The sequence below is a fragment of the Streptomyces sp. NPDC058758 genome (assembly GCF_042746075.1).
In the GTDB taxonomy this organism is placed as follows: domain Bacteria; phylum Actinomycetota; class Actinomycetes; order Streptomycetales; family Streptomycetaceae; genus Streptomyces.
Window position 1 is genome coordinate 1 of the sequence record NZ_JBHYPS010000011.1, and the last position, 20778, is coordinate 20778.

Genomic DNA, 20778 nt, shown 5'->3' on the forward strand with positions numbered 1-20778 from the left:
TCCTTCGTTCCCGTTTCCGGGCCCTCCGGGCGCTTCCTTCGTTTCCGACTCTATCAGATCTTTCCGATCCGATTTCCTCGGTGCTTTCCGGTCCCGAGTTTCAATTCCTTGGGGCCTTCCGGCGCTTTCCGACTTTATCAGATCTTCTGAGTCGGATTTCCCGCCTCCCGTTCAGCCGACCGGGCGCACTGCGGCGCCGGGGCTTCCCGTTCTGGCGGAGCCGTAAACGTACTGGAGCGGGGCGCCCCGATGCAAATCGAGGCGCCCCGCTCCGTAACCACGCTGGTCAGGCCCTTCGGGCTCAGACCTCGACGACGACCGGGAGGATCATCGGGCGGCGGCGGTAGGTGTCGGAGACCCACTTGCCGACCGTGCGGCGGATCAGCTGCTGGAGCTGGTGGGGTTCCATGACGCCGTCCTGGGCGGACTTGTTCAGCGCCTGCTCGATCTTGGGGATCACCGCGTCGAAGGCGGAGTCCTCGATGCCGGAGCCGCGGGCGTGCAGGTGCGGGCCACCGGTGATCTTGCCGGTGGAGGAGTCCACCACCAGGAAGACCGAGATGATGCCCTCCTCGCCGAGGATCCGGCGGTCCTTCAGGGAGGACTCGGTGACGTCGCCGACCGAGAGGCCGTCCACGTACACGTACCCCGCCTGGACCTTGCCGGTGATGCGGGCGCGGCCGTCGACCAGGTCGACGACGACGCCGTCCTCGGCGATGACGATGTGGTCCTTCGGGATGCCCGTCATCGCGCCGAGCTCGGCGTTGGCGCGCAGGTGGCGCCACTCGCCGTGGACCGGCATGAGGTTCTTCGGCCGGCAGATGTTGTAGAAGTACAGCAGCTCGCCGGCCGAGGCGTGGCCCGAGACGTGGACCTTGGCGTTGCCCTTGTGGACGACGTTGGCGCCCCAGCGGGTCAGGCCGTTGATCACGCGGTAGACCGCGTTCTCGTTGCCCGGGATGAGGGACGAGGCCAGGATGACCGTGTCGCCGGGGACGATCCGGATCTGGTGGTCGCGGTTGGCCATCCGGGACAGGGCCGCCATCGGCTCGCCCTGGGAGCCCGTGCAGACCAGCACGACCTCGTCGTCCGGCAGGTCGTCCAGCGTCTTCACGTCCACGACGAGGCCGGCCGGGACCTTGAGGTAGCCGAGGTCGCGGGCGATGCCCATGTTGCGGACCATCGAGCGGCCGACGAAGGCGACGCGGCGGCCGTACTCGTGGGCGGCGTCGAGGATCTGCTGGATGCGGTGGACGTGGCTGGCGAAGCTCGCCACGATGATCCGCTTCTGGGCGTTCGCGAAGACGTTCCGCAGGACGTTGGAGATGTCCTTCTCCGGCGGGACGAAGCCCGGGACCTCGGCGTTCGTCGAGTCGGACAGCAGGAGGTCGATGCCCTCCTCGCTGAGCCGCGCGAACGTGTGCAGGTCCGTGAGGCGGCCGTCCAGCGGGAGCTGGTCCATCTTGAAGTCGCCGGTGGCGACGGCCATGCCCGCGGGGGTGCGGATGGCGACCGCCAGCGCGTCCGGGATGGAGTGGTTGACCGCGATGAACTCGCAGTCGAAGGCGCCCAGGACCTCGCGGTCGCCCTCCTTCACCTCGAGGGTGTAGGGGCGGATGCGGTGCTCCTGGAGCTTGGCCTCGATCAGGGCGAGGGTCAGCTTCGAGCCGATGAGCGGGATGTCCGCCTTCAGCCGGAGCAGGTAGGGAACGGCACCGATGTGGTCCTCGTGGCCGTGCGTGAGCACGATGCCCTCGATGTCGTCCAGACGGTCCCGGATGATGCTGAAGTCCGGCAGGATCAGGTCGATGCCGGGCTGCTCCTCCTCGGGGAAGAGGACGCCGCAGTCGACGATCAGCAGACGGCCGTCGAACTCGAAGACCGTCATGTTCCGGCCGATCTCGCCGAGCCCCCCGAGCGGGATGACGCGCAGGGCGCCCTGGGGGAGCTTCGGCGGTGCGCCGAGTTCGGGATGCGGATGGCTCAAAAGTCTCTCCTCACCACACGCGCCACGTACCGGTCGGCACGTGGCGCGCATGACAATCGTGCACTTGCTGTTGTCGGTTTTCGGTTGTCGCCTTGTTCAGTTGTGAAGTCCGGTGATCAGAGGTCTACCCCGCCGGCGGCGAGGTCGACCTTGAGCTGGTCGGTCTCCTGCGCGGAGAGCTCGACGAGCGGGAGGCGCAGCGGGCCGGCCGGCAGGCCCTGGAGGGCGAGCGCGGCCTTGGTGGTCATGACGCCCTGGGTGCGGAACATGCCGGTGTAGACCGGGAGCAGCTTCTGGTGGATCTCGGTGGCCTTCTCGAAGTCGCCCGAGAGGTGGGCGTCGAGGAGGGCGCGGAGGTCGGGGGTGACGACGTGCCCCACGACGGAGACGAAGCCGACGGCTCCGACGGAGAGCAGCGGCAGGTTGAGCATGTCGTCGCCGGAGTACCAGGCGAGGCCGGAGCGGGCGATGGCCCAGCTGGCGCGGCCGAGGTCGCCCTTGGCGTCCTTGTTGGCGACGATCCGGGGGTGCTCGGCGAGCCGGACGATCGTCTCGGTGTCGATCGGGACGCCGGAGCGGCCAGGGATGTCGTAGAGCATCACCGGGAGGCCGGTGGCGTCGGCGACGGCCGTGAAGTGCCGGTACAGGCCCTCCTGCGGGGGCTTGTTGTAGTACGGCGTGACGGCGAGGAGGCCGTGGGCGCCGTCGCGCTCGGCGGCGCGGGCCAGCTCGATCGAGTGGTGAGTGTCGTTGGTGCCGATGCCGGCGACGACGTGGGCGCGGTCTCCGACCGCCTCCAGGACGGCGCGTACGAGCTCCGATTTCTCCGCGTCGCTGGTGGTGGGGGACTCGCCGGTGGTGCCGTTGACGACGAGGCCGTCGTTGCCCGCGTCCACGAGGTGGGCGGCGAGCCGCTGGGCGCCGTCGAGGTCGAGTGCGCCGTCCGCCGTGAAGGGCGTGACCATGGCGGTGAGGACCCGCCCGAAGGGGGTCTGCGGAGTGGAGATCGGAGCCATGGGTAACACGCTACTCGCTGCTCAGCGCCGGGTGCCCCCTCGGGGGACGTGAGAGAGGAGCCCGGCACTGCCTGCTCGGGGGTTCAAGCAGTGCCGGGTCCGTTTGATCAGCCTAGATGAACTTCACGAAACGTCGCAATACGGACACTTCGCGAGAGTGGACGAACATCTGTGCCCTACGGCGCGACGCGTCCGTTCTTGTTGAAGGCGGCGTGGGTGAGCGGCATCAGCCGGGCCCACTGCTCTTCCATCTTCTCGCCGACCATCTCGATCTCCCGCTGCGGGAAGGACGGCACCGCGGCCAGTTCGTGCTGGGTGCGCAGGCCGAGGAAGTGCATCAGCGAGCGGGCGTTGCAGGTGGCGTACATCGAGGAGTAGAGGCCGACCGGGAGGACCGCGCGGGCGACCTCGCGGGCGACGCCCGCGGCCAGCATCTCCTGGTAGGCGGCGTACGCCTGGCGGTACGACTCCTCCATCGTCCGGCCGACCAGCTCGTGCTGCTCCGGGGCGCCCTCGACGAAGACGTACTTGCCGGGACGGCCCTCCTGGACCAGCTTGCGGGAGGCGTCCGGGACGTAGAAGACCGGTTCGAGCTGCCGGTAGCGGCCCGACTCCTCGTTGTACGACCAGCCGACCCGGTGCCGCATGAACTCGCGGAAGACGAAGATCGGGGCGCTGATGAAGAAGGTCATCGAGTTGTGCTCGAAGGGGCTGCCGTGGCGGTCCCGCATCAGGTAGTTGATCAGGCCCTTCGAGCGTTCCGGGTCCTTCTGGAGCTCTTCGAGGGACTGCTCCCCCGCCGTGGAGACCCGGGCCGCCCACAGGACGTCGGAGTCGGCCGCGGCGCTCTTGACCAGCTCGACGGTGACGTCGCTCCTGAGGTCGATCTTCGCCGGCTCGGTGGGGGTGTCGGTCACCAGGAGTACCTTCCAGTCGTCTGTGGGGCGGGCCCAGGTTAGCGCGAGTCCGTCTGAAGGATGAGATTGGGCCGCTTCGGTGAAAAACGGCACCAAACCCTCGGTTCGATCGTCTGTACCTGTGAGGCGCACGACGACCACCGAGGAGAGTGACATCCATGTTCAGGCGGGATGAGGCCGTACCGTTCGCGTTCGTGGCGGAGGCCGACGAGTTCCGCAGTAACGTCACTCCGCCACCGCGCGAACGGCTCAGGCCCGGACAGGTCGTCGGGCGTACGCTGCTCGGGCTGACCGTCGCCGCGGGGCTCGTGGGCTCCCTCGTCCTCGGGATGCCGTCTCTCGACAGCACGGACTCGCCCGCGCACCAGCAGCAGTCCGAAGCCTCCGACAACCGCTGAGGTAGCCTCACCGGGCACCGCCCCTTCGAGCGTGCTTGTGAGTGAGGAACCGCCGTGCCCCTGCCCTTCCTGACGGCCGACCGTGCCTTCGACACCGCCGATGCCGTCGCGCTGCCGTTCGACGACCACGACCAGTGGCGCCGTCCGTACCGTCCGGGGCCCTACCGGGTCGGTGCGGCGGCGCTCGCGCTGCTGCTCGCCTCGTTCGTGCTGCTCGCCGCGGTGATCATCGCCGCCGCGGGCGCCGTCGGCGGGGCGGGCATCACCTTCGGCTTCGCCGTGCTGATCATCCTGGCCTCGCTGCGCCTGCTGCGCATGGGCACCTGGGTGAGCCGCGCCGGGGTGCGCCGCGTCGGCTTCTTCACCACCGGCACCACGGCCTGGACGAAGGTCGCCGCCGTCCGCACCGCGCAGCAGCCGGTGCGCTGGCTGAACTTCCCGCGGACGGTCCAGGGCCAGGCCCTGCTGCTCGACCGGACGGCCGGCGAGCAGCTGGTGCTGCTCACCGACCACAACGCGGACTTCCTCTCCCGGACCGAGGCCTTCGACCGGGCCGCCGACACCGTCGAGGCGTGGCACGCCGAGTACGGCGTCAGGCGCTGACCGTCCGGCCCTCGTGGAGGGCGATGGCCCGCTGCATCGCCTTGCGGGCCCGGGGGGTGTCGCGGGCGTCGTGATAGGCGACCGCCAGCCGGAACCAGCAGCGCCAGTCCTCCGGCGTCTCCTCCGTCTCGGCCTTGCGCCGGGCGAAGACCTCGTCCGCCGAGTCGCGGTCGATCCGGCCGCCCTGGGTGCGCCTCAGCTCGTCGACGGGCAGGCCGCCCTCGGCCTCCAGCTCCGCCGCGAGCCGGTTGGCCCGGCGCGCGAAGCTGGTGTTCTTCCACAGGAACCAGCCGCCGACGCACGGCAGCAGGAACGCCACCGCGCCCATGCCCATGGCCGCCGGCTCGCCGGTCAGGAGGAGCAGGACGCCCTCCATCGCCACCACCCCGAAGACCAGCACGAGGACGGTGGCGAGGAAGACGTACGTGATCTTGCCGCCCATGACCGTCAGCCCAGGTCCAGGAAGTGCTCCAGGCCGAACGTGAGGCCCGGGGTGCTCACCACGCGGCGGGCACCGAGCAGCACGCCCGGCATGAAGCTGGAGTGGTGCAGCGAGTCGTGGCGGACGGTGAGCGTCTCGCCCTCGCCGCCGAGCAGCACCTCCTGGTGGGCCAGCAGGCCCCGGAGGCGTACCGCGTGCACCGGGACCCCGTCCACGTCCGCGCCGCGGGCGCCGTCGAGGGCGGTCGCGGTGGCGTCCGGCTGGGCGCCGAGGCCGGCCTCGGCCCGGGCCTTGGCGATCAGCTGGGCGGTGCGGGTGGCGGTGCCCGAGGGGGCGTCCACCTTGTTCGGGTGGTGCAGCTCGACGACCTCGACCGACTCGAAGTACGGGGCCGCGAGCTGCGCGAACCGCATGGTGAGGACCGCGCCGATGGAGAAGTTCGGGGCGATGAGGACGCCGGTCTCCGGGGAGGCGGCGAGCCAGCCGTTCAGCCGCGCGAGGCGGTCCTCGGTCCAGCCGGTGGTGCCGACGACGGCGTGGATGCCGTGGCCCACGCAGTACTCGAGGTTGGCCATGACCGAGTCGGGGGTGGTCAGCTCCACGACGACCTGGGCGCCCGCCCCGGTGAGGGCCTCCAGGTCGTCGCCGCGGCCCAGGGCCGCGACCAGCTCCATGTCCTCGGCGGCCTCGACGGCCTTCACGGCCTCGGAGCCGATGCGGCCCCGGGCACCGAGGACCGCCACGCGCAGCTTGCTCATCGCACTTCTTCCTTAGGGGGTGGAGGTCAGGAGACGGCCTGGTGGAGGCGGTCCGCCTGCTTGTCCTTCAGCGGGCCTATCACCGAGAGCGAGGGCCGCTGGGTCAGCACGTCGCGGGCGACCTCCCGGACCTCGTCCGGGGTGACCGCCGCGATCCGGGCCAGCATGTCGTCGACCGACATCTGGGTGCCCCAGCACAGCTCGCTCTTGCCGATGCGGTTCATGATCGCGCCGGTGTCCTCCAGGCCGAGGACCGTGGAACCGGAGAGCTGGCCGACGGCGCGGGTGATCTCCTCGTCGGTGAGGCCCTCGGAGGCGACCTTGTCGAGCTCGTCCCGGCAGATCCTCAGCACGTCGTGGACCTGGCTGGGGCGGCAGCCCGCGTAGACGCCGAAGAGGCCGCAGTCGGCGAAGCCCGAGGTGTACGAGTACACGCTGTAGGCCAGGCCGCGCTTCTCCCGGACCTCCTGGAAGAGGCGGGAGGACATGCCGCCGCCGAGGGCGGTGTTCAGCACGCCGAGCGCCCAGCGGCGCTCGTCGGTGCGGGCCAGGCCGGGCATGCCGAGGACGACGTGCGCCTGCTCGGTCTTCCGGCCCAGCAGCTCGACCCTGCCGGCCGTGCGGATGGTTCTGCGGCCGTCGCGCGGGTCGACCGGGACGGCGTCGGTGCGGGTCAGGGCCCCGGCGCGCTCGAAGGCGCGGCGGACCTGGCGCACCACCGTGGCGTGGTCGACGTTGCCCGCGGCGGCGACGACCAGGTGGGTCGGGTCGTAGTGCTTCTTGTAGAAGCGGGCGATCTGGCCGCGGGTGAGCGCGTTGATCGTGTCGACGGTGCCGAGGACCGGGCGGCCCAGCGGGGTGTCGCCGAACATGGTCTGCGCGAACAGGTCGTGCACCACGTCGCCGGGGTCGTCCTCGGTCATCGCGATCTCTTCGAGGATGACGCCGCGCTCGGCGTCCACGTCCTCGTCGAGGATGAGCGAGCCCGTGAGCATGTCGCAGACGACGTCGATCGCCAGCGGCAGGTCGGTGTCGAGGACCCGGGCGTAGTAGCAGGTGTACTCCTTCGCCGTGAAGGCGTTCATCTCGCCGCCGACCGCGTCGATCGCGGACGAGATGTCGAGGGCGGACCGCTTGGTGGTGCCCTTGAAGAGGAGGTGTTCCAGGTAGTGGGTGGCGCCGTTCAGCGTCGGGGTCTCGTCGCGGGAGCCGACGTGGGCCCAGATGCCGAAGGTCGCGGAGCGCACCGAGGGGAGGGTCTCGGTGACGACGCGCAGGCCACCGGGGAGGGTGGTGCGGCGGACGGTGCCGATGCCGTCCCTGCCGGGAAGAAGCGTTTGGGTACGGGCGACGGCCCGCCCCCGGGAGGGGCGGGCCGTCGTCACGGAACTGCGGGACGTCACTGGTCGGTGTCGTCCTTCTTCTCGTCCTCGCCCTCGATCACGGGGATGAGGGAGAGCTTGCCGCGCTGGTCGATCTCGGCGATCTCGACCTGGACCTTGGAGCCGATCGCGAGCACGTCCTCGACGTTCTCCACGCGCTTGCCGCCGGCGAGCTTGCGGATCTGCGAGATGTGCAGCAGGCCGTCCTTGCCCGGGAGCAGGGAGACGAAGGCACCGAAGGTGGTGGTCTTGACGACCGTGCCCAGGTAGCGCTCGCCGACCTCCGGCATGGTCGGGTTGGCGATGCCGTTGATCGTGGCGCGGGCGGCCTCGGCGGCCGGGCCGTCGGCGGCACCGATGTAGATGGTGCCGTCGTCCTCGATCGTGATCTCGGCGCCGGTGTCCTCCTGGATCTGGTTGATCATCTTGCCCTTGGGGCCGATGACCTCGCCGATCTTGTCCACGGGGATCTTGACGGTGATGATCCGCGGGGCGTTGGGGGACATCTCGTCCGGGGTGTCGATCGCTTCCATCATCACGTCGAGGATGTGGAGGCGGGCGTCGCGGGCCTGCTTGAGGGCCGCGGCCAGGACGGAGGCCGGGATGCCGTCCAGCTTGGTGTCGAGCTGGAGGGCGGTGACGAACTCCTTGGTGCCGGCGACCTTGAAGTCCATGTCGCCGAAGGCGTCCTCCGCACCGAGGATGTCGGTGAGGGCGACGTAGTGCGTCTCGCCGTTGATCTCCTGGGAGATCAGGCCCATGGCGATGCCGGCGACGGGGGCCTTGAGCGGCACACCGGCGTTCAGCAGCGACATGGTGGAGGCGCAGACGGAGCCCATCGACGTCGAGCCGTTGGAGCCGAGGGCCTCGGACACCTGGCGGATCGCGTAGGGGAACTCCTCGCGGGTCGGGAGGACCGGCACGATCGCGCGCTCGGCGAGGGCGCCGTGGCCGATCTCGCGGCGCTTCGGCGAACCGACGCGGCCGGTCTCGCCGACGGAGTACGGCGGGAAGTTGTAGTTGTGCATGTACCGCTTGCGGGTCACCGGGGAGAGGGTGTCCAGCTGCTGCTCCATGCGGAGCATGTTGAGGGTGGTGACGCCCAGGATCTGGGTCTCGCCACGCTCGAACAGGGCGGAGCCGTGCACGCGCGGGATGGCCTCGACCTCGGCGGCCAGCGTACGGATGTCCGTGACGCCGCGGCCGTCGATGCGGACCTTGTCCTTGATGACGCGCTCGCGGACCAGGGCCTTGGTGAGGCTCCGGTAGGCGGCGGAGATCTCCTTCTCGCGGCCCTCGAAGGCCGGGAGGAGCTTCTCGGCGGCGAGCTCCTTGACGCGGTCGAGCTCGGCCTCGCGGTCCTGCTTGCCGGCGATGGTGAGCGCCTGGGCGAGCTCGCCGCGGACGGCGTCGGAGAGCGCGGCGTACACGTCGTCCTGGTAGTCCAGGAAGATCGGGAACTCGGCCTCGGGCTTGGCGGCCTTGGCGGCCAGGTCCGACTGGGCCTTGCACAGGACCTTGATGAACGGCTTCGCGGCCTCGAGGCCCGCGGCGACGACCTCCTCGGTCGGCGCCTCGGCGCCGCCCTTGACGAGGGCGATGGTCTTCTCGGTGGCCTCGGCCTCGACCATCATGATCGCGACGTCGCCGTCCTCCAGGACGCGGCCCGCGACGACCATGTCGAAGACGGCGTCCTCGAGCTCGGTGTGCGTCGGGAAGGCGACCCACTGGCCCTGGATCAGCGCGACGCGGACGCCGCCGATCGGGCCGGAGAAGGGCAGGCCGGCCAGCTGGGTGGACGCGGACGCGGCGTTGATCGCGACGACGTCGTACAGGTGGTCGGGGTTGAGCGCCATGATCGTGGCGACGACCTGGATCTCGTTGCGCAGGCCCTTCTTGAAGGACGGGCGCAGCGGGCGGTCGATCAGGCGGCAGGTGAGGATCGCGTCCTCGGAGGGACGGCCCTCGCGGCGGAAGAAGGAGCCGGGGATCTTGCCGGCCGCGTACATCCGCTCCTCGACGTCCACCGTGAGGGGGAAGAAGTCGAGCTGGTCCTTGGGGCGCTTCGAGGCGCTGGTGGCCGACAGCACCATGGTGTCGTCGTCCAGGTAGGCGACGGCGGAGCCGGCGGCCTGGCGGGCCAGGCGGCCCGTCTCGAAGCGGATGGTGCGGGTGCCGAAGGAGCCGTTGTCGATGACGGCCTCGGCGTAGTGGGTCTCGTTCTCCACTATGGGTTTCTCCTACGTTCGTCTTTGGTCCGCGCGCCCGTGTGGCGCGGGACGGGTGCGGGAGAAGCGGTGAAGTGGCGGGCCGGTCTTCGATCGAAGCACCCGGGATGAGGTCCGGGGGCCACTACCGAGGACCGGCGGCGTGCCGGCTGCTTCTCGCGCGGTCGTTCTTGTGGCGTTCTGCGACCAGAGTAATTGCCGGTCGGCACTTCGCGCACGTACAGCAAAGGGAGCGGCCCCCTGAAAGTGGGAACCGCTCCCTCAACGGCGTCTTACTTGGCGCCGCCGGCCGCACCGCGGCGGATGCCGAGGCGGTCGACCAGCGTACGGAAGCGCTGGATGTCCTTCTTGGCCAGGTACTGCAGCAGGCGGCGGCGCTGGCCGACCAGGATCAGCAGACCACGACGGGAGTGGTGGTCGTGCTTGTGGGTCTTGAGGTGCTCGGTCAGGTCCGAGATGCGGCGGGACAGCATGGCGACCTGGACCTCGGGGGAGCCGGTGTCGCCCTCCTTGGTGCCGAACTCGGCCATGATCTGCTTCTTGACGGCGGCGTCGAGAGCCACGCGGTTCTCCTCAGGTTTCGTGCCCACGAGTGCCCCTGGTCTACGTCTCAGGGGAGCTTCCATGACTCGGGAGCGGAGGTCCGTTGAGCGCTGTTCCCCGAGGCGGGATCTCGCCTGCTTCCGGGAGCGCGCACACAAACGGCCGTCACACAGCGTACCAGGCGGCTCAGGAGGTGAGCGCCCGGATGGAGTGGTAGACGTCGAAGACCGCCAGGCAGAGCGGCAGCAGCGTGAGCAGCACGAAGGTCTCGGCGATCTCCAGGAAGCGGCCCCAGAAGGGGGTGACGCCCTTGCGCGGCACGATCAGGCCGATGGCCGTGAGGAGCGCGGCGACGCCGGCGATGGCCGCGGAGAGCCAGACCGTACGGATGTCGAGGGCCGTGCCGTCGCCCTTGAGGGCCTCCAGGAGGAGCTCCACGGGCGGGTTCAGGGCGAGGCCGAGGCCGAGCAGGACGAGCGAGCCGAGGCCGGCGGCGAGGGCGCAGCCGACCTGCGCGGTGTAGCGGAAGAGGTGGGCGCGCATCAGCATGGCGACGCCGGTGGCGAGGGCGAGCAGCTGGCCCCACACGGTGTCGGAGAAGCCGAGGACGGCGGCGGAGCCGACGGCGACCAGGGCGCAGCCGCCGACGAGGCCGACGAGCAGCTCGTGGCCGCGGCGGGCCTGGGCGGCGATCCGGGCGGCGTCGACCGGGCCCGGGGGCTCGGCGTCGGAGCCGTATCCGCCGACGTTGGTCCGGGGCGGTTCGAAGCCGATGGGGAGGCGGGCGAAGCGGGTGGAGAGGCCCGGCAGGAAGGCGAGCGCGCCGACCGCGAAGGGGGCGCAGACCGCGGCGGTCTCGGCCGGGGTGAGCTCCGTCAGGATGGCGGCGAAGCCGACCAGCATGCCGACGGCGGAGGCGAAGACGAAGGCGACGAAGGGGCCGTCCCCGGCGGGGGCGACGATCGTGAGGATCACGGCGCAGACGAGGACGGCGGTGCAGGCGAGCAGGAACTGGAGCTTGCCGATGCCCTGGCCGTCGGCGAGGGCGAGCAGTCCGGAGCCGGCGACGGCGGCGTTCGCCATCGCGCCGGTGCCGAGGGCCACGGCGGAGCCGCGGTCGTCGTAGACGCGGGCGCGGACGGCGGCGAGCGCGAGGAGCAGGACGCCGGTGACGGCGGCCAGGATGCCGGGCAGGCCGTGCATGTCGTGGCGGGGCTCGGCGGTCCACAGCACGAAGGCGAGCAGGACGAGGAGGATCGCGCCGCCGAAGAGGCCGGCGCCGCGCATCAGGGCGTCGGACCACAGGGTGCGGTCCTTGGAGACGGCGGAGGCGACCGCGTCGGAGACGTCGTCGAAGACGGCCGGGGGCAGCGACTCGGCGAAGGGGCGCAGGGACAGCAGCTCGCCGTCGAGGATGCGCTGGGCGGCCAGCGAGCGGCTGCCGTCGAGGACGGTGCCGTCGCGGCGCACCAGGTGGTAGCCGACGGGGGCGCCGGGGGCCGGGGTCTGGCCGGAGAGGCGGAGCACCTCCGGGTAGAGGTCCGCGAGCGCGACGTCCTCGGGCAGTGCGACGTCGACGCGGCCGTCGGGCGCGACGACGGTGATCCGGCAGAAGCCGGTGCCGCCGTGGAACACGGTGGTGGGAGCCGACTGGCCGGCTCCGCCGGCCGTGGCTGGGGCCGTCATACTCACCTGCTGCTTCCCCTCGTGGTGATCCTGTCCGGCGGGTCCCGGGCCGTCGGCCCGGGAGGGGCCGGCGGTCGTGGACCACGGGTGGTGCGCGGCGCGGGACGCCGGTCGTGCGCGGTCCCGGGGCGCCGGTCGTGCGTGGCGTGCGGGACGCCGGTCCTGCGTGGCGTGCGCCACCGGTCGCGCACGGTCCGGTCGCGCACGGTCCTGAGGGCCGGTCGCGGGCGGTCCGGGACGCGGTCCGGGACGCGGTCCGGGCGCCGTGTCCGCGTGCTGCGGATGTTGCGCTCCGAATGACCCGATTTTTGCGATAGTTCATGGCCACGCAAATATTTCGGGCCACCCTACCGCCCACCCGCGACCCCGCACCAAAGTAGGATCCCTCCCCGCGGATGGATCCTGTCGCCACGGGGGCGTCTGGAGGAACTTTCCGTCCGGCAACGGAAATTGGTGAGCTGTGAGCCAGATCGTCGTCAAGCGCCCACCGCGGGCCCTGCCGTCCGAAGTGCCTGACGAGCAGGTGCAGTTGCAACCTCCCCCGGAACTGCCCCGCGGGCAGCAGGAGGGCGCGCTGATGCAGCTCCTGCCGATGCTCGGCATGGGCGGTTCCGTGGTGTTCTTCTTCATGACGCCGAACCCGATCATGCGGATCATGGGCATGGTGATGATCGCGTCGACGGTGGCCATGGCCATCGCGATGCTGGTCCGCTACCGGCGCGGGACGCAGGGGCAGCTCGCCGACATGCGGCGCGACTACCTGAAGTACCTGACGCAGACCCGGCGCGCCGTGCTCAGGACGGCGCGCCTCCAGCGGGACGCGCAGTTCTACCTGCACCCGTCGCCCGAGCAGCTGTGGGCGCTGGTGGCCGAGGGCAGCCGGATCTGGGAGCGGCGGATCGGCGACCACGACTTCGGGCAGGTACGCGTCGGGCTGGGCAGCCAGCAGCTGGCGACCCCGCTGATCGCCCCCGAGACGGCGCCCGTGGACGAGCTCGAACCGCTGACGGCCGGGGCGATGCAGCAGTTCCTCGCGGCGCACGGCACCCTCGACGGCCTGCCGATGGCGGTGTCCCTGCGCGCCTTCTACCACCTCACGGTGAGCGGCGAGCCGGAGGCGGCGCGGTCGACGGCCCGCGCCATGGTGGGCTCGCTGGCGGCGCTCCACTCCCCCGAGGACCTGGTCGTCGTCGTCGCCACCGACGACGGCGCGGCCCCGGCGTGGGAGTGGACGAAGTGGCTGCCGCACGTGCAGGCCCCGGGCCCGGGTGACGGGGCGGGCAGCCGGCGGCTGATCACGACGGACGCGCGGGAGCTGGAGGACCTGGTCGCCGGGCGGCTCGACGGCCGGCCCCGTTTCCAGGGCCCCGACCATCCGCTGCTCGACTTCCCGCACCTGGTCGTGCTGCTCGACGGGCAGTCGGTCCCGCAGACCTCCGCGCTGGCCTCGCCGGAGGGCATCCAGGGCGTGACGATCATCGAGGTCGTGCAGGGCCGGGGCGCCGGCGCCCGCGGTGACCTGTCCGTGGTCGTGGAGGGCGGGGCGCTGCGGCTGGAGTCGGGGCACGGGCACGTGTACGACGGCGTCCCCGACGAGCTGAGCCCGGACGCGGCGGAGGCGCTCGCCCGGCAGCTCGCGCCGCTGCGGGTCGCGAGCGGTTCGGACGACGACGAGCCGCTGCTGGCCAACCTCGACTTCACCGACCTGCTGAACCTCGGCGACGCGGCCTCGGTCGACGTGAGCCGCACCTGGCGCCCCCGGTCCCGGTCGGAGCGGCTGCGGGTGCCGATCGGCGTGGGCGAGGACGGCGTCCCGGTCATGCTGGACCTCAAGGAGGCGGCGCAGGAGGGCATGGGCCCGCACGGGCTGTGCGTGGGCGCCACGGGTTCCGGCAAGTCGGAGCTGCTGCGCACGCTGGTCCTGGGCCTTGCGGTGACGCACTCCTCGGAGACCCTGAACTTCGTCCTCGCGGACTTCAAGGGCGGTGCCACCTTCGCGGGCATGTCCCAGATGCCGCACGTGGCGGCCGTCATCACCAACCTCGCGGACGACCTCACGCTGGTGGACCGGATGGGCGACTCCATCCGCGGTGAGCTCAACCGGCGCCAGGAGATGCTGCGCGACGCGGGCAACTACGCGAACATCCACGACTACGAGAAGGCGCGCGCGGCCGGCGCCCCGCTCCAGCCGATCCCCTCGCTCGTCCTCGTCATCGACGAGTTCTCCGAGCTGCTGACGGCGATGCCGGACTTCATCGAGATGTTCGTGCAGATCGGCCGGATCGGCCGTTCGCTCGGCGTCCACCTGCTGCTGGCCTCGCAGCGCCTGGAGGAGGGCCGGCTGCGCGGCCTGGAGACGTACCTCTCCTACCGGATCGGTCTGCGGACCTTCTCCGCCGCCGAGTCCCGGGCCGCGATCGGCGTGCCCGACGCCTACTCGCTGCCCAACGTGCCAGGCTCGGGCTACCTCAAGTACGGCACCGACGAGATGGTGCGGTTCAAGGCCGCGTACGTCTCCGGCACGTACCGCACCGGCCGGAACCCGGCGGCGGCGGGCGGGCCCCTGCCGGTGGACCGGCGGCCGGTGCCCTTCACCGCGGCCCCGGTGCCGGTGCGCTACCTGGAGCCGGCGGCGCAGGCGCGGGTGCCCGAGGCCCGGGAGTCCGAGGACGACGCGCTGGCCGACTCGGTGCTCGACGTGATCGTGCGCCGGCTGGAGGGGCGCGGCGTCGAGGCGCACCAGGTGTGGCTGCCGCCGCTGGACAACCCGCCGCCGCTCGACTCGGTCCTGCCGGGGCTCGCGGGCGTGGAGGGCCGGGGGCTGACGCAGCCCGGCTACGAGGGGGCGGGGCGGCTCGTCGTGCCGCTGGGCGTGGTGGACAAGCCGTACGAGCAGCGCCGCGACACGCTCTACCGGGACTTCTCCGGCGCGGCCGGCCACATGCAGATCATCGGCGGACCGCAGTCCGGCAAGTCCACGCTGCTGCGGACGCTGATCTCCGCCTTCGCGCTGACGCACACCCCGCACGAGGTGCAGTTCTACGGCCTCGACTTCGGCGGCGGCGGCATGGCCTCGGTGGCCGGGCTGCCGCACGTCGGCGGGGTCGCCTCCCGGCTCGACCCCGAGCGGGTGCGGCGGACCGTCGCCGAGGTCTACGGCATCCTGTCGCGGCGCGAGGAGTACTTCCGCAGCGCGGGCGTGGACTCCATCCAGACCTTCCGCCGGCTGCGGGCCCGGGGCGACATCTCCGTGGCCGACCAGCCGTGGGGCGACGTCTTCCTGGTGATCGACGGCTGGGGCAACTTCCGCACCGAGTACGAGGGTCTCGAACCGGCCGTCGTCGACATCGCGGCCCGCGGTCTCGGCTACGGCATCCACGTGGTCGTCACGGCCTCGCGCTCGATGGAGGTCCGCGCCAACCTCAAGGACCACCTGATGAACCGGCTGGAGCTGCGGCTGGGCGACACGATGGACTCCGAGCTGGACCGCAAGATCGCCGCCAACGTGCCGACGGGGGTGCCGGGCCGCGGCCTGACGCCGGAGAAGCTGCACTTCATGGCGGCCGTCCCGCGCATCGACGGGATCAACTCCGACAGCGACCTCGCCGAGGCGACGGCCGCGATGACGCAGGAGGTCACGCGGCACTGGACGGCGCCGGGCGCGCCCGAGGTCCGGCTGCTGCCGCGCGAGCTCGACGCGCACACACTGCCGGCGGGCTACGCGGAGCCGCGGCGCGGCATCGCGTTCGCCATCGACGAGAACAACCTGGAGCCGGTCTTCGTCGACTTCGACCGCGACCCGTTCTTCCTGGTGTTCGGCGAGAGCGAGTCGGGCAAGTCGAACCTGCTGCGGCTGATGATCAAGCAGATCTCGGAGCGGTACGACGGGGCCGCGGCGAAGTTCTTCGTGATCGACAACCGGCGCGCGCTGCTCGACGTGACGCCGGCGAGCCACCTGGCCGAGTACGTGCCCATGTCCAACAACATGGAGCACCACGTCGACGCGCTCGCCGACCTGATGCGCCGCCGCTCCCCGTCGGCGGACGTCACGGCCCAGCAGCTGCGCGACCGCAGCTGGTGGTCGGGCCCGAACCTGTTCGTGATCGTCGACGACTACGACCTGGTGTCGACGTCGAGCGGGAACCCGCTCGCCAAGCTGACGGAACTCCTGCCGTTCGCCCGCGACGTGGGCGTCCGCTTCGTCATCGCCCGCAGCGCGGCGGGCGCCAGCCGCTCGTCGTACGAGTCCTTCATGCAGCGCATGATGGAACTCGGCGCCCAGGGCGTCCTCCTCTCCGGCGACCCCCAGGAGGGCGACGTCCTCGGCGGCGTCCGCATGCGCCCGATGCCGCCGGGCCGCGGCATCTACGTCTCCCGGCAGCGCGGCAACCCGCTGGTGCAGACGGGGCGGATGCCGGAGCTGTAGGGGCGGCGTCCGAGGAGGAACAGCGCGGGGCCGGTGGGCGGCGGCGATCAGCCGCCCACCGGCCCCGCGGCCGTCCGGGCGGACGGTCGAGCGGAACGACGGGGGCGGAGCCGCGACGTGGGGTGGGAGAAGCGGGAGCGGCTGAAGTCGGCTGCCACGGAACAGGACCCGACGCGGATGGTGAGTGCCGGGAGCCCCGGAAGTTCCCGGACGAGCCTGCGGGCATCGGGGCCGCTGGGTCTACAACTCGCGCAGCCCCGTGGCCCGGGGGCTGATGCTCGCGACCGTCGTCGGCCTGGTCGGCTTCTCCCTCGCCCTCCTCCGGCCGCCTTGAGGTGGTGGTGCGGGTGGCGTGGGGGGGTGCGCGGAGCCGGAACGCGCGACAGGGTGGGCGCCTCCCGTGCACGCCCACCCTGTACTGCTTGCGTACGGCTTCGGTTTAGAAGAAGCCCGCGGCGCGCTTGTCGCCCGCCTGGTAGGCCGGGGCGGCCTGGCGGACGGCCTTGGAGATGCTCTGCAGGGCGTTGTGGATCGCCCGGGTCTCCTGGTCCCACTTCGCGTGAGCGCCGTCCGCGGCGGTCTTCGCCTCACCCTCCCAGGTGCTGGAGACCGAGCGGATCCGGGTCTGGATGTCCTCCAGCGCCTGGTCCAGGCGCTTCGCCTGCGCGTCGATCTGGTTCGCCGCGTCGTCGAGCGAGGCGTACGTGACGAGCATGATGCCGTCGTTGCCGGCCATGGTCCCTCCGGGTGTCGTTGGTGTCGTTCAGGTGGGGTGGTGCAGGGGCTCCGACGCGGAGGTCAGAGACCGGCGATGCCCGAACGGGCCGCCTTCTCGGCACCCGCGTCGCCGGAGAAGCCCGCGGTGACGTCGACGCCGCGCAGGGCCGCCTCGACCTCGTCGTCGGTGTTGCTGGACGTGGTCCGGGTGACCTGGATGGCCTCCTGGAAGTTCAGCATCAGCTTGGCGATCCGCACCATGCCCTGGTTGATCTCGGTCTGCTTGGCGTCGAAGGCGCCGGCGCCGATGCCCTTCCAGCGGCCTTCGAGGCTGTCGATGACGCCCTGGAGGGCCGAGAGCTGGCCCTTCACGTCATCGAACTTGCGGGTGAGCTCGTCCTGGAAATCCTTGAGACTCTGATCGCCAACCTTCAAGACTGACATGTGTCGCTCTCCCTTTCTCGGGTTCTCTGTTGAGCCGCGCCCGCAGTTCGCGCGGGCGTGGTGAGGTGGTCTGCGGTCGTCAGACCGAGCGCCGTCGGCGCGCCAGGACGACACCCGCGGCCGCGAGGACGACCACGGCCGCCGCCGCGATGCCGATGACGAGGCCCGTGTTGCCGCCGCCGTCCGCATCCGCGGCCGCGCTCTCGGTGGAGCCTGCCACAGGCGCGTCCGACGTCTGCTTGCCGTCGGGCGCTTGTGCCGAAGCTGTTGCGGACGGGTCGGACGTCGACGTCCCGGAGGAGGCCGACGCCGACGCGGACGCCGTGGCCGACGGGGTCGTGCCGACCGCTCCGCCGGTGGGCTTGTTGGTGAGGGGGCTGATGTTGGGGTCGCCCGGCTTGCCCTCGCCTCGCGAGACGTGCGCGTTGGGCCGGACAATGCCGTAGCCGAGGAAGTCGCTGACCGTACCCGGCTCCCAGCCGTCGCCCCGCGCCGCGGAATCGAGCATGACGCGCAGGACCTGGTTGCCCGTCCAGTCGGGGTGCATGGACCAGATGAGGGCGGCGGAGGCGGAGGCGATGGCGGTGGAGAAGCTGGTGCCTTCGCTCAGACAGTACTTCGCAAGGCTCTTGTCGCAGTATCCGGGTACGTCGGTGCCCGGAGCCGCGATGTCGATGGTGTCGCCGTGCTGCGAGTACTCGGCCACCGAGCCATCACGATCGGAAGCCGCGACGGCGATCGCTTCGGGGTAACTCGCCGGATACTGGGGCTTGTTTCCCTTGTTCGCATTGTTGCCCGCACCCGCGAAGACGAGCTTGCCCTTGCTCTGGGCGTACTTGACCGCTTCCCGGATGCCTTCGTTGTAATAGTCGGAGGCAACGGAGACATTGATGATCTTTGCGTCGCTGTCAGCAGCGGCTCTGATCGCCTCCTCCATGTCGAAGGCGTTCACGGCCTGCTCGTTCTGGCGCTCGGTGTCTGCCACACGGTACGGAATCACTCTGGCGTCCGGTGCCAGCCCTCGAATTCCACCGCCCGCACCCGATCCGGCGATCATCTCGGCAACGGACGTGCCGTGGCCGGAGTAGTCGTCCGTTTCCTCGCCCTTGGACTCGGACGCGTCCCAGCCCTTCAGTACCTTGCCCTTGAGCGAGGGCGTGTCCGGGTCGACACCGGAGTCGATAACGGCAACGGTGATGCCCTTGCCGGTCGCCTTCTTCCAGATCTGCTCGGCCTTCATGGCATCCAGGTACCACTGCTGCGACCGCGCGTCGGCGGCGACCGCCGTCGGAGCGACCCCGACGAGCGACGTCGTCAGCACCGCGATCGCCGTGGTGCCGAGGAGCGCCCGCCGAAGGCTGCCGCTCTCGATCATTCGTGCCGTCATCCTGACTTCCGCGCCTTCCGAGTGGTTAGTCGATCACCGGCGGTACCGCACCGCGCCGACGGTTAGTCCAGGTCTCTTCGTCTTCCGTCAGGTAGTCGGGGCGCGAAGAGCCCTCGCGGTCCTGTTCGTCACGGTCCGGGCGCTGGGTTCCACGGCCGCCCATGCCGCGGGGCGTGCCGACCACTCCGTTGGAGCTGGGGGTACCTCGTCCGGCAGGGCGGGGGGCAGCCTTGCCGTTGTTGGCGCCGACCACTCCGGCCTGGCTGGGGCGCGCGCCCGTCGCGCGGCCCGCGGCCGGACCCTCGCTGCCGACGACCGTCCCCTTCGGGATCCGGGACCCGGTGCTTCCGGCGGCGGTGCGCTGCGGGGTGCCGCCCGTGATGGGGTTGGACTTGGCACCGCCCGTACGCCCCGTCGCCGGCTGCTGCCCGGGGCGGCCGGCCTGCGGCGTGGCCCGGCCCGCCTGCGCGGACTGGGAGGTGGCGTGCGGTCCGGCGGCGCGCCCCATGGGGCCGTTGGCACGGCCCGTCGCCTGGGAGGTCGCCGGATTGCCCGCGCGGCCCGTCACCGGGGAGTTGGTGGGATTGCCCGCGCGGCCCGTCACCGGAGAGGTCGTGGGATTGCCCGCACGGCCCATCGCCTGCGGACCCGTCTTCGGTCCGCCCGCGCGGCCGACGGCCGGGGAGGTCGTCGGTCCGACCGGACGACCGGGGCCTGTGCGGCCGGTGGTCGTACGCGAGACCGGAGGGGACCCGATGACCTTGGGCCCTCCACTGCGCGGCGGCGGGCCGAGGGTGACCGGCGGCGGCATGCCGGGGCCGGTCGGGGGCGGGGTGTTCGTGGGCAGGGTCGGGGTGGGCGGGGTGTTCGGCAGGGTGGGCGCCGGAGGCGTCTTGACCGTGTCGATCTGGACCCTGGTGTCCTTGTCCGGCTCCCGGATCGCCTGGGAACCGTCGAGCTGATCGCCCGTGCGGGGCACCGTCTGCGTGGCGCGGTCCTCGCCGGCGGTGATGGTTCCGGACGACTCCCTCGACAGGCCGTCACGGGAGGAAGAGGAGGAACTGGCCCCCGACTCTCTGGCTCCTCCGACCAATCCGGCGGGCGGCGGAACCGGCGCCTTGTACGCCGCCGGCGGCTTCGGCATCTCCTGTCCCGCCAGGGTGCTCTGCGAGACCGCGTAGAAGGAGGCCAGGCGGTTCATCTGGTTGATGGCCTCCTGGCGGTCCTTCTCCACCGCCACGGCCTTCTGGTACTCCTCTTTCTTCTCCGTCTTCTCCAGCTCGGTGAATTCGGAGGGCTTGCGCTGGTCGGCGCGGGTGTCGCGCGGCGGGGCCGCGTTGCGGACCGAGGTCAGGCCGTCGTTGGCGACCTTCATCTGGGTGCCGACGGCGTTGGCGACCTTGCCGATGCCCCAGGCGTAGTTCGCGACCTCGGATCCGTACCGCTGGAACTCGACGGCCGCGGCGCCCTCCCACTCGACGCTGCCGACGAACGTGGTCAGCGCCTTCGCGGCCGCGTTGAGCTCGGTGGTCGCCTTCACCAGGGCTTCGCCGGCGGAGGCCAGCTGGGACGGCTGGGCGCTGTCGAGGAGGTCGAGCATGGCGTTGAGGCGGTGGTTCTCGAAGGAGGTCTCGCCGTAGACGCTTCCCTTGGGCCTGAGGCCGACGTTGCCGAAGAAGGGCAGGCGGATGTCGTCCAGGGTCTCCAGGACGTTCGTGACCTGGTACTTGGCCTGGATGTCGGCCGTGTCCTCGGCCTGCTGCTGCTCCTGCGGCGTCAGGTTCGACGGCGGGGGCGTGCTCGGGTTCGGGTTCGTGCCCGGCGTCTTCTCTTCACTCATCGTG

At 71.2% G+C, this 20778-nt stretch carries 16 protein-coding genes; 3 read left to right on the top strand and 13 right to left on the bottom strand.

Going from position 1 to position 20778, the window contains the following annotated elements; genetic code table 11:
- Positions 1 to 301: 301 nt before the first annotated feature.
- From ACFW6A_RS15850 to thyX, 3 genes are all read right to left on the bottom strand, one after another.
- Positions 302 to 1987 carry a ribonuclease J gene (locus ACFW6A_RS15850; RefSeq protein ID WP_351850021.1) on the bottom strand — a complete coding sequence of 562 codons (1686 nt, stop codon included), beginning with the start codon at positions 1985 to 1987 and terminating at the stop codon, positions 302 to 304.
- A gap of 116 nt (positions 1988 to 2103) precedes the next feature.
- Complete coding sequence (dapA, locus tag ACFW6A_RS15855) at positions 2104 to 3003, bottom strand: 4-hydroxy-tetrahydrodipicolinate synthase (protein WP_351850019.1); 900 nt, start codon at positions 3001 to 3003, stop codon at positions 2104 to 2106.
- 176 nt (positions 3004 to 3179) lie between these two features.
- Positions 3180 to 3920 carry an FAD-dependent thymidylate synthase gene (thyX, locus tag ACFW6A_RS15860; RefSeq protein WP_351850018.1) on the bottom strand — a complete coding sequence of 247 codons (741 nt, stop codon included), beginning with the start codon at positions 3918 to 3920 and terminating at the stop codon, positions 3180 to 3182.
- 158 nt (positions 3921 to 4078) lie between these two features.
- On the opposite strand from thyX, the gene ACFW6A_RS15865 reads away from it, so the two are divergent.
- Both ACFW6A_RS15865 and ACFW6A_RS15870 read left to right on the top strand, forming a co-directional pair.
- The gene (locus ACFW6A_RS15865) at positions 4079 to 4318 is read left to right on the top strand and encodes a hypothetical protein (RefSeq protein ID WP_351850016.1); all 240 of its coding nucleotides are present in this window, start codon (positions 4079 to 4081) and stop codon (positions 4316 to 4318) included.
- Positions 4319 to 4372: 54 nt separating this feature from the next.
- Positions 4373 to 4921 (top strand): hypothetical protein, encoded by a 549-nt coding sequence (locus ACFW6A_RS15870; RefSeq protein ID WP_386484390.1) that lies wholly within the window; start codon positions 4373 to 4375, stop codon positions 4919 to 4921.
- On the opposite strand, the gene ACFW6A_RS15875 is transcribed toward ACFW6A_RS15870, so the two are convergent.
- The 6 genes from ACFW6A_RS15875 to eccD form a co-directional block, all read right to left on the bottom strand.
- The gene (locus ACFW6A_RS15875; RefSeq protein WP_169094385.1) at positions 4911 to 5363 is read right to left on the bottom strand and encodes a hypothetical protein; all 453 of its coding nucleotides are present in this window, start codon (positions 5361 to 5363) and stop codon (positions 4911 to 4913) included. The genes ACFW6A_RS15870 and ACFW6A_RS15875 overlap by 11 nt on opposite strands.
- 5 nt (positions 5364 to 5368) lie before the next feature.
- Positions 5369 to 6121 carry a 4-hydroxy-tetrahydrodipicolinate reductase gene (gene dapB / locus ACFW6A_RS15880; RefSeq protein ID WP_351850012.1) on the bottom strand — a complete coding sequence of 251 codons (753 nt, stop codon included), beginning with the start codon at positions 6119 to 6121 and terminating at the stop codon, positions 5369 to 5371.
- Positions 6122 to 6147: 26 nt separating this feature from the next.
- Complete coding sequence (locus ACFW6A_RS15885; protein ID WP_351850010.1) at positions 6148 to 7524, bottom strand: pitrilysin family protein; 1377 nt, start codon at positions 7522 to 7524, stop codon at positions 6148 to 6150.
- Positions 7521 to 9731: a polyribonucleotide nucleotidyltransferase gene (locus ACFW6A_RS15890; RefSeq protein ID WP_386484393.1), complete on the bottom strand. Its 2211-nt coding sequence runs from the start codon at positions 9729 to 9731 to the stop codon at positions 7521 to 7523. The genes ACFW6A_RS15885 and ACFW6A_RS15890 overlap by 4 nt, the downstream gene beginning before the upstream one ends.
- Before the next feature lie 272 nt (positions 9732 to 10003).
- Positions 10004 to 10294 carry a 30S ribosomal protein S15 gene (rpsO, locus tag ACFW6A_RS15895; RefSeq protein ID WP_128976159.1) on the bottom strand — a complete coding sequence of 97 codons (291 nt, stop codon included), beginning with the start codon at positions 10292 to 10294 and terminating at the stop codon, positions 10004 to 10006.
- A gap of 166 nt (positions 10295 to 10460) precedes the next feature.
- On the bottom strand, positions 10461 to 11960 hold the full coding sequence (eccD, locus tag ACFW6A_RS15900) for a type VII secretion integral membrane protein EccD (RefSeq protein WP_386641094.1): 1500 nt from the start codon (positions 11958 to 11960) through the stop codon (positions 10461 to 10463).
- Between the two features lie 460 nt (positions 11961 to 12420).
- On the opposite strand from eccD, the gene eccCa reads away from it, so the two are divergent.
- The gene (eccCa, locus tag ACFW6A_RS15905) at positions 12421 to 16386 is read left to right on the top strand and encodes a type VII secretion protein EccCa (RefSeq protein WP_351850005.1); all 3966 of its coding nucleotides are present in this window, start codon (positions 12421 to 12423) and stop codon (positions 16384 to 16386) included.
- 439 nt (positions 16387 to 16825) lie between these two features.
- Here the strand turns inward: eccCa and ACFW6A_RS15910 are convergent, their stop codons facing one another.
- The 4 genes from ACFW6A_RS15910 to ACFW6A_RS15925 all read right to left on the bottom strand — a co-directional run bounded on the left by ACFW6A_RS15910 (position 16826) and on the right by ACFW6A_RS15925 (position 20774).
- Entirely contained in the window at positions 16826 to 17122 is a 297-nt protein-coding gene (locus ACFW6A_RS15910; protein WP_351850003.1) for a WXG100 family type VII secretion target, read from the bottom strand.
- A 62-nt stretch (positions 17123 to 17184) separates the two neighbouring features.
- On the bottom strand, positions 17185 to 17547 hold the full coding sequence (locus ACFW6A_RS15915; protein ID WP_031014168.1) for a WXG100 family type VII secretion target: 363 nt from the start codon (positions 17545 to 17547) through the stop codon (positions 17185 to 17187).
- Between the two features lie 79 nt (positions 17548 to 17626).
- Entirely contained in the window at positions 17627 to 18922 is a 1296-nt protein-coding gene (locus ACFW6A_RS15920; protein WP_386641097.1) for a S8 family serine peptidase, read from the bottom strand.
- Between the two features lie 37 nt (positions 18923 to 18959).
- Complete coding sequence (locus tag ACFW6A_RS15925) at positions 18960 to 20774, bottom strand: hypothetical protein (RefSeq protein ID WP_386641100.1); 1815 nt, start codon at positions 20772 to 20774, stop codon at positions 18960 to 18962.
- Positions 20775 to 20778 lie beyond the last annotated feature (4 nt).